Consider the following 8,470-nt stretch of genomic DNA (forward strand, 5'->3'; position numbering starts at 1 on the left):
GTCGCCCGCCGCTTCACCTCCCCCCAAACCTGCGGCTATGGGCGGAGCACTGCGATGGATTTAGGTAGGCTTTATTCATTGTAGGATGGTTTAGTAAGAGCGTACCCTCTGCGGTGCCAGGAATTGATGCGTTACGTTAGCACTAATCGCATTCGACATCTGGCATTCCCCACACCCCACACCCTACACCCCATCCTCTTAGAACATGACTGAACGAGAATTTCCTAATTGGGAAGCACTGTACCAGGAAAAACCAGTTGAAACGATGCCCTGGTTTAATCCCGATCTGGATCCGGATGTGGAGGAAGCGCTCCTGACACTGGATCTCAGTCACGGCACCGCACTGGACTTGGGAACAGGCCCAGGAACTCAGGCGATCGCCCTAGCCGAACGAGGCTTTCAAGTGGTTGCAACCGATTTGTCGGAAACCGCGATTCGGCAAGCCGCGGCAAAAGCGAGCGAGAAAGGGCTGGAGATTTCTTTCCGACAAGATGACATCTTGAATAGCCATCTCGATCGCTCCTTCGATTTCATTCTGGATCGAGGGTGCTTTCATGTTCTGCCGCCCGATCGTCGAGGCGATTATGTGCAAACAGTGGCTAATCTCTTGAAACCCAAGCGCTACCTATTGCTGAAATGTTTTAGTAGCCAGGAAACCCGCGAGGAAGGCCCCTATCGGTTTACCCCAGAAGAAATTCAGCAAATTTTTGCCGTCCGCTTTCATCTGCGATCGGCGGCCCAAACAGTTTACCACGGCACTCTCGATCCATTCCCCAAAGCCCTCTTTTGCATTCTGGAAAAGCAATGACTCAACGGCTTCCCCTCTGCCGAACCTCACAGGTAGGACTTGCAGACTATGAATCAAACAGCTTTTTCCATTCGATCGATGAGCCGTGAAGATGTGGAGGTGGCGATCGCCTGGGCAGCGGCAGAGGGATGGAATCCGGGACACCACGACGCTGAGTGTTTTTATGTGGCTGACCCAACAGGCTTCTGGATGGGAATGCTAGGTGATGAGTCGATCGCCACGATTTCAGCTGTGAAATATGGTTCCTCCTTTGGATTTCTTGGATTCTACATCGTTAAACCAGAATATCGCGGTCAGGGCTACGGTATTCAACTCTGGAATGCCGCATTGCACACTCTAGCAGGTCGCAATATCGGTCTGGATGGGGTCGTCGCTCAACAGCAAAATTATCAACGTTCGGGATTTCAATTGGCTTACCGCAGTATTCGCTATGAGGGAGTTGGCGGTGGTGAGTCAATTGAGGATTCAGCGATAGTTCCCTTATCCAGGCTACCGTTTACTCTGATTGCCAACTATGATCGTTTGCTTTTCCCCTGCGATCGTTCTCAGTTTTTCCGCTGCTGGCTCCATCAACCCAACAGTGCAGCATTCGGTATTCTGCACAACAACCAGCTAGCCGGATACGGAGTGCTGAGAGCCTGCCACTGGGGCTACAAAATTGGCCCTTTATTCGCTGATCCACCTGAACTGGCAGAAGCTCTATTTCTGGCGCTCAAGTCGCAAGCAACCGCCAGTGTTCCTATTTATCTGGATGTTCCAGAACTCAATGGAGCCGCGATCGAATTAGCGGAAAAGTATAAGATGAAGACTGTGTTTGAGACGGCTCGGATGTATACTCAATCCTGTCCCGATTTATCCTACGATCGGTTATTTGGCATCACAACCTTTGAACTGGGCTAATCAAAACTGCCGTGATTCGAACCATTGTCAACTCTCTGGAAGTGTTGTTTGGCCATTCCAGAGTCATTTATGACATTACAGGGAACTAAAAGCCTAGCTACTATCCAAGATCCCCGGATTTCCTTCTGCCCAGAGGAGCGCTTCGGCGATCAAAATGGGATCTCCAGACACTAAATACTCTCGCATTTTCATAATCCATCTGATTTCAGGGGCTTTGGCTGGTTGAGGACGATCGCCATCGTTACCCAAATTACGACCTGATTTCGATGATGAGGTTACAGAATCGCTAAAACCACTGTCAGCGGCTTGATTACGGTCTGAACCAGATAATAAGCTTGGAAGACGTTGCTCGGTTGATGCCCCAAGGCAATCAACCGAGTTCGTCAAATCTGCAGCTGGGGGAACGGGGGGTTTTCCACAGTTTGATCCGGCAGTGCCGCAGACTGAGTTGCGGAATGAGTGCTGGGTGCTGAGTTAGGGAATTGCCCCCAGACACAATTGTTTAATTTATCCGTTTCAGCCTGGAAGCAACTGGGATGCCAGAGATCTCGATGACGGTAAAGCGTACTACCACCAATTCCATAACGGACTAAAGCATGAAAGCGAGCTGTAGCCGTAGTGGGTAAGGCTTCCTGAGTTAGCAGATCGGCGATCGCCTGTCGAATTCGCTCTCTGGCCGCCAACGACTGTTCCTGATTCCAGTTAGGAGCCTGCTCAACGACCGTCTGCAGTTCGGCAGCCAAATTCTGTTTCCCCTTAAACCGACCACTGGCAGATCCATAATGAAAATAATGGCTACGCTCAATACACCGCACCCATTCAGCTGCCCGCTGCTCAATCTCATGGCGATGACGGCAGTAATCATGATAACCGGGTAGCGATCGAGCCACTTCCACAACCCGCTGAACCAGAGCTTCCCCCTGCAGAGGTTCACCGCCCACTAATACATGATGAAAGATATACTCTCGCATCGTAATTCGGCCTAACAAACGATTGGTTTGACCAAACCCAGTCCAGCCCAACTCAATCTCTGCATTCAAATCATTGATAAACTTATCTGCCCTACCAGAAATCAGATAGGGCTTGCGCCTGAATTGCTTAATCACCTGCTGTACAGTAATGGCCGTTAGCTGATTGCGATACTGGGCAAACTGCCATTGCTGCACAAAGCTTTGCTGCGTGCTCCAGACAGGAGCCAAATCTTCGTTCAACAAATAGGAGCCAATCTGCAAGGGTAAACGATGAGCATTAAATAGGGTAGGAGTCCCATTTACAACGTAAGGTTTAGGATTGGGAAACACCTCCAACTGCCCTGGTCTGAGCCGAAAGCCAGCGGCCTCAAGTAGAGCAGCAAGGGCGATCGCCAGCTTCCAGGAGTTTTGAGGCTGAGCAAACGGTAAATACAAGTGCAATCCACCACTGTAACTGGACGTACAGGCCACATAACTGACTAATCCTAGTGGTTCCAGTGCCGCAATTAAACGACCAACTGCCAAGGGATCCTGCTTTGGATGGTAGAGACTATCTCGGTCAATATCTAACAGCGCATAGCAAGTCTCAGAGCCAAAGCGAACCCCATAAAGATAAGCCCCCTGAAGAATCAGGCGATCGCTGAGCGGATAACGGCTTTCTGTCTGCCAGTTAACTGTTTGACCCAGATCTCCATGCTCAGCCCAAATAAAGTCAAAGCGATGAGGAAAGAGCGCTAGAAACGAGTTCTCCGGCTCTTCCAGGTAAGCAAAATTCACTCTGGCAGCTGCAGCAGTAATCCTGACCTCCAGCCAGTCTGGCTCAATGTCAGGCCAATTTTGCCAAACCTGTCTTTTTCCTACTGGGAAACCGATCAGTCTTATTAGACTAATTAGTTAGTCTTAACAAACGAAAACCATTGTCTTGTAAGAGTTTCAGAAAAGACTAGTGAGGGGATCGGGAATCGTAAGTGAGAGGATACGGAAAAATAAGTGTTTATATCAGGAGGTTTTTGTCTCACTTCCAAGTCCCGATGTTGCAACCAATTGGCTGAATTTTTAGCCACTTTTTGATCTAAGACAAAAATAGATCTACACAAAAGACAAACAGCAATTGGGTTACGCAAAAGCCATCAAACTCCTGAAACCCCCTTAAAACAAGCAACAGAAAACTTAACACTGTCCCAAATCTACTGTGATGACCCTACAAAGTAGTGATACGATACGGAAGACTTTGTCTCAAGCTGTATTTCCTTTTTTGAAACCGAGAAGACTGGGGATAATCGCTTAAATTTCATTCGAAGAAAATTTTCTCTACACTTTTAACCAAGTTTTACAGGTTTTGTTGCCAGTACGAACTCCTTTGCAATCTGCTGAGCTTAAGTGATGACATACGGAGTAATTAGTCTCAGCCATCAACCGAATAGGAACAAGCCACAATCAAGTAACAGGTTATAGGATACGGAGAGTTTTGTCTTATCAAGCACAACCGATCGTGTCTTACTATAGGGAGTTAATCCAAAAACTAGATGATCCAAGACGGAGATCCTTGTCTCAGTAAGAAATCTCTGAAAGATAGCTATCATAGGACTTTCAGCAATAAAAGATCACAGATGAGACAAACTAATCACAAATAACCAGGGGGAGCACAGACAAACTAAGTGATGCGATCGGGAGAAACTTGTCTTAAGATCTATGCAGAAAATAAATAGATAACTGGTGAGCCCCCATTCAACCCAGATTAAGTGCAGGCATACGGAGAAAAGCGCTTTTGTCTGACTCAATTTCTTGTACTTCTGAATCCCTCCCAGACGACCAACCCTGAAGTTACCAAGCAGTGAGCTACAGCATCTCAGGCTGCAATTGGCTGGATGGCTAACTCACGCAGAGTTTGTAAAAGGTGCTCTACCTCTTGGGGAGTGTTGTAATGCACGCAACCAATGCGTAACAAACCACCGGTAGCTTCTACCCCCAGTCGTTGAGTCAGATGCAGAGCATAGAAGTTACCATTCCAGGTAAAGATGCCACGATCGCCTAAAGCTGTTACTAACTCACGCGGAGTATATCCAGCCACTTGCAGGCCAACGGTGGGAGTTCTCCAGGCAAAACGAGCTGGATCAGTAATGCCATAGAGGGTTAGGCCAGGAATCTCCAACAGACCCGGAATCAACTGTTCCGACAGCGATCGTTCATACTCCTGAATCACCGCCGTTACAGTCATCAACGCCTGACGACGCTGAGTAGCGGTTGGAGAAATCCGTTGTCCCAACTCTGCCAGATAGGCGATCGCGGCCACTAATCCGGCCAGTCCTTCATGATTCTGGGTGCCTGTCTCCCAGCGATAGGGAATTTCTTCCGGTGCCGGACGAACTTTGTAAGGTGTAAATCGGACTAAGTGTTCCCGCTTACCGTATAGGATGCCTAAATGGGGAGCGAAAAACTTATAAGCAGAACAGGCCAGAAAATCGCAGTCTAAGGCATGGAATCCAGGGGGCCGTGCGGAGTATAATGAACCGCATCCACAAAGGTTAACGCCCCTATCGAACGAGCCATCCGCACCACTTGCGCTACATCATTGATCGTTCCCACAGCATTCGAGGCATAACCGATCGCTACTAGCCGAGTCCGCTCCGTCAGCTTCCGCTCCAGATCCAGCAGATCCAGGGTGCAATCTTCTTTGTGCATTTCTACTGTGTGGATGGTAATTCCTCTTTCTGCCAGTGCTAACCAGGGAGCCACATTTGCATCGTGATCCAGACTGGTAACGAGAATTTTATCTCCCAGTTGTAGTTCCCGCCCGATCGCCCGACTGACTGCAAACGTGAGTGTGGTCATGTTGGCCCCAAACACCACCTCATCCCAGTCGCACCCTAAAAAATCCGCTACGGCCTCGCGAGCTGCCAGCATTAATGCATCGGTTCGCGCGCTGGTGGCAAAGGCTCCATGCAAGTTGGCATTGGAGGTAATCAGGCAATCAGTCATCGCCTGCATCACCGTTCCCGGCACCTGGTGAGATCGAGTGGTGTCATAGAACCTCCGAAGGGGTAGATGGGTAAAGGGGTAGAGAGATGGGTGAGTAGGTGGGTAGGGAAGAGAAGTAGGGAATGGAGAGAAGAAAGTAACCAGGATCTCAACACTAGAAATTCCAAACTCATCCACTCATCTACCCGCCCACCCACTTCTATTTCCTATCCTCTTGCGGTAAATAAGGAATGCCTGGACAGGTGAAGACAAACACATTCCGACTACCGCCTTCGGGGACAGCAGCTTGAATGGGAGAGGTAAAGTGGAAAAGTTCGTGATCATTGACGATCAGCAACTCACCAGGATTTAAGACCTTGGCAAAGACAGGATTGCTCCTCTTCTGTGATCTGTAGAGATGGGTTTCACCGCCCTGGATACTGGTGCGATTGACACAGAAGATCCCAACTAAATCCACACCGTCCCGATAAATACCCTCTGGAGCAGGATTGCCTTTATGCAGTGAATCTGCAGTAATGCGAATTTGATGGACTCCCACTTGATTTGAAGGAGAACATCGTTGGCAAAATTAAAAAAACTCTAAAATGACGGCATGGAAATCGGGTAGGTGAATCAAGCCATCTTCTAATTCGGGATATTCTCTGACGACATCACCCAACACAGAGTTATGGGCTTTGCTTTGAAAGAATTTAGCATGAGGGAGTTGGGTCAGTTGCCGATCGTGGATTTCAAAATTGGAGAAGCGACGGAAATAGTAATCGCCTTTCAGATAAACATCAACGGGTAGGTTATCAAAGAAGGGAAGAAACCTGGAAACATCAATACCACCCAGGTGTTCCAGAGCATAGGTGGTAACACAGCGAAGATCTTCGATTTTAGGTAGGGTACGCATAATCAACCTCTGAATACAAGCTAAGTTACAGATTGGGAGTTACAGATTGAGCTTTTGAATAATTGTTTGCATTCGCGCCAGGGCTTCATTGATGTTTTCCAGAGAATTGGCATAGGACAGTCTGAGATAACCTTCACTACCTTGGCCAAATGCAGTGCCAGATAACAGGGCCACACCGGCTTCCTTTATCAAGTAATCTGCCAGGGCATCACTTGATAAAGGAATTTTTTGTACATTGGGGAACACATAAAACGCTCCGGCAGGTTTGAGACAGTGAACTCCCGCGATCGCTTCAGACCGTCCACCATCCGATCTCACCGCTTTTGAAACTCTGTCACCATTTTTGTCACCGCATCCTGTGGCCCTAACAGAGCTTCTATACCTGCCATTTGAGTAAACGAACAGGTACAGAAATTTGAGTTAATCATCAACTGGACAATTCATTCTGTCAATGGTTTAGGTGCAATACTGTAACCTAAACGCCAACCCATCATGGAGTAGGTTTTAGAATGGCTATCCACCGGAATAGTACGGTCTTTCATGCCAGGATAACTAATAATACTGTGAGAATCCTCCTCATAATGAATACGAGAATATACTTCATCAGATAAAACTTAAAAATCATGTTGTTGAGCTAAATGAGCGATTGCTTTTAGATCATCCGGCTGCAAAATGCCACCTGTGGGATTCTGCGAAGAATTGAGAATTAGTAATTTAGTACGATCAGAAATGGCATTGGTTAAATAATTAAGTCGGAAGCGAAAATTCATTTCCTCTTTTAAGGGTAACGGAATGCCCCTGGCACTGACGAAGTTAATCGCAGATTCATAAACGGGAAATCCCGGATCAGGATAAATGACCTCATCCCCTGCATTTACCAAGGCAAGCAGGGTGAAAAAGACAATTGGTTTGGCACCGGGAGTGACGGCTATTTCATCTGGGTGTACCGCAACATTTCGGGTTTCGGCAACGTGATCGGCAATCACTTTACGAAATTCTAACAATCCCGCTGCTAGGCCGTATCCTGTGTAACCATCCCGCATCACCTGACAGGCTGTTTTCGTTCCTAAACAGTTCATACGGTGGGCGATCGGGATCATGGGTTCACTCCTGATACCGGATGGGTGTGCTAGTGATAGCGATCGCGCAACACTCGCCGCATCACTTTATTGGAAGCCGTGCGCGGTAAGGCATCGATCAGCACCAGGTCATGAATCTTAAACAAAGGATTGAGTTGTTGTTTAATGGCCGCTTGCAGAGTTTTCAGCAGGGTGGCTTTGTCTGCAGATGAAGCGTCTGGAGATGAATTTGTCACTACTGCGTAAATGACTAATTGGCTGGGACCTCCAGATGGAGGAGTAGCGGCAATCGCAACAGCTTCGGCAATCCCCTTTACCTGGCTCACCACCCGTTCAATATCCATCGAACTGACTTTAATCCCACCCAAATTCATTGTGTCATCTACCCGACCATGAGCGCGATAGTACCCATTGGGCAGGCGTTCTACCTGATCGCCATGACGACGGAGAGGGAAGGGAGTTGAGGGTTGAGAGTTCAATGAGGGCGTACCAGCAAAATAAACCTGCTCATGATCTCGATTCAGTAATTCGGTAGACAGGCCGATCGAGGGGCCGATAAGAAAGGCTTCTCCTTTAGTGGCAGGTTGGTTCTCTGGATCGAGAATGACTAAATCGAGTCCCAGGGCAGGAGTGGAGAAGGTGGCAGGGATGCAGGGTTGGACGAGGGTGCCCGTGAGGTAAGCACCGCCAATTTCAGTACCGCCACAGTATTCAATCACAGGTTTGTTTCCAGCTAAGGCCATCAGGTAGCGCATATCCTGAGCATTGGAACATTCGCCCGTAGAATTGAAGGCTTTAATCACGCTCTAGTCTAACCCTTCCATGCAGGCCGTAGTTTTCC

The 8,470-nt window shown here is 48.1% G+C and carries 5 protein-coding genes and 3 pseudogenes; 2 read left to right on the top strand and 6 right to left on the bottom strand.

The window, feature by feature from the left end:
• Positions 1–205 precede the first annotated feature (205 nt).
• Both ACUVQO_RS21305 and ACUVQO_RS21310 read left to right on the top strand, forming a co-directional pair.
• Positions 206–808 carry a class I SAM-dependent methyltransferase gene (locus ACUVQO_RS21305; protein ID WP_445927833.1) on the top strand — a complete coding sequence of 201 codons (603 nt, stop codon included), beginning with the start codon at positions 206–208 and terminating at the stop codon, positions 806–808.
• Between the two features lie 48 nt (positions 809–856).
• Positions 857–1,708, top strand: coding sequence for a GNAT family N-acetyltransferase (locus tag ACUVQO_RS21310; RefSeq protein ID WP_445927834.1), 852 nt, complete (start codon positions 857–859; stop codon positions 1,706–1,708).
• Positions 1,709–2,091: 383 nt separating this feature from the next.
• Here the strand turns inward: ACUVQO_RS21310 and ACUVQO_RS21315 are convergent, their stop codons facing one another.
• The 6 genes and pseudogenes from ACUVQO_RS21315 to ACUVQO_RS21340 all read right to left on the bottom strand — a co-directional run bounded on the left by ACUVQO_RS21315 (position 2,092) and on the right by ACUVQO_RS21340 (position 8,432).
• Entirely contained in the window at positions 2,092–3,456 is a 1,365-nt protein-coding gene (locus tag ACUVQO_RS21315; RefSeq protein ID WP_445927835.1) for a hypothetical protein, read from the bottom strand.
• Between the two features lie 1,072 nt (positions 3,457–4,528).
• A pseudogene (locus ACUVQO_RS21320) lies at positions 4,529–5,667 on the bottom strand (cysteine desulfurase-like protein).
• Between the two features lie 190 nt (positions 5,668–5,857).
• Positions 5,858–6,550, bottom strand: a pseudogene (locus ACUVQO_RS21325) (2OG-Fe dioxygenase family protein).
• 39 nt (positions 6,551–6,589) lie between these two features.
• The gene (locus ACUVQO_RS21330; RefSeq protein ID WP_445927836.1) at positions 6,590–6,868 is read right to left on the bottom strand and encodes an aminotransferase class I/II-fold pyridoxal phosphate-dependent enzyme; all 279 of its coding nucleotides are present in this window, start codon (positions 6,866–6,868) and stop codon (positions 6,590–6,592) included.
• A gap of 122 nt (positions 6,869–6,990) precedes the next feature.
• Positions 6,991–7,650: pseudogene (locus tag ACUVQO_RS21335) on the bottom strand (pyridoxal phosphate-dependent aminotransferase).
• Positions 7,651–7,679: 29 nt separating this feature from the next.
• Positions 7,680–8,432: an AMP-binding enzyme gene (locus ACUVQO_RS21340; protein ID WP_445927837.1), complete on the bottom strand. Its 753-nt coding sequence runs from the start codon at positions 8,430–8,432 to the stop codon at positions 7,680–7,682.
• Between the last annotated feature and the right edge of the window lie 38 nt (positions 8,433–8,470).

The sequence above is a fragment of the Leptodesmis sp. genome, from assembly GCF_052746595.1.

Bases quoted from the DNA above. Each gene is read 5' to 3' on its own strand.
- ACUVQO_RS21305 (WP_445927833.1), top strand. From the start codon at position 206: ATGACTGAACGAGAATTTCCTAATTGGGAAGCACTGTACCAGGAAAAA.
- ACUVQO_RS21310 (WP_445927834.1), top strand. From the start codon at position 857: ATGAATCAAACAGCTTTTTCCATTCGATCGATGAGCCGTGAAGATGTG.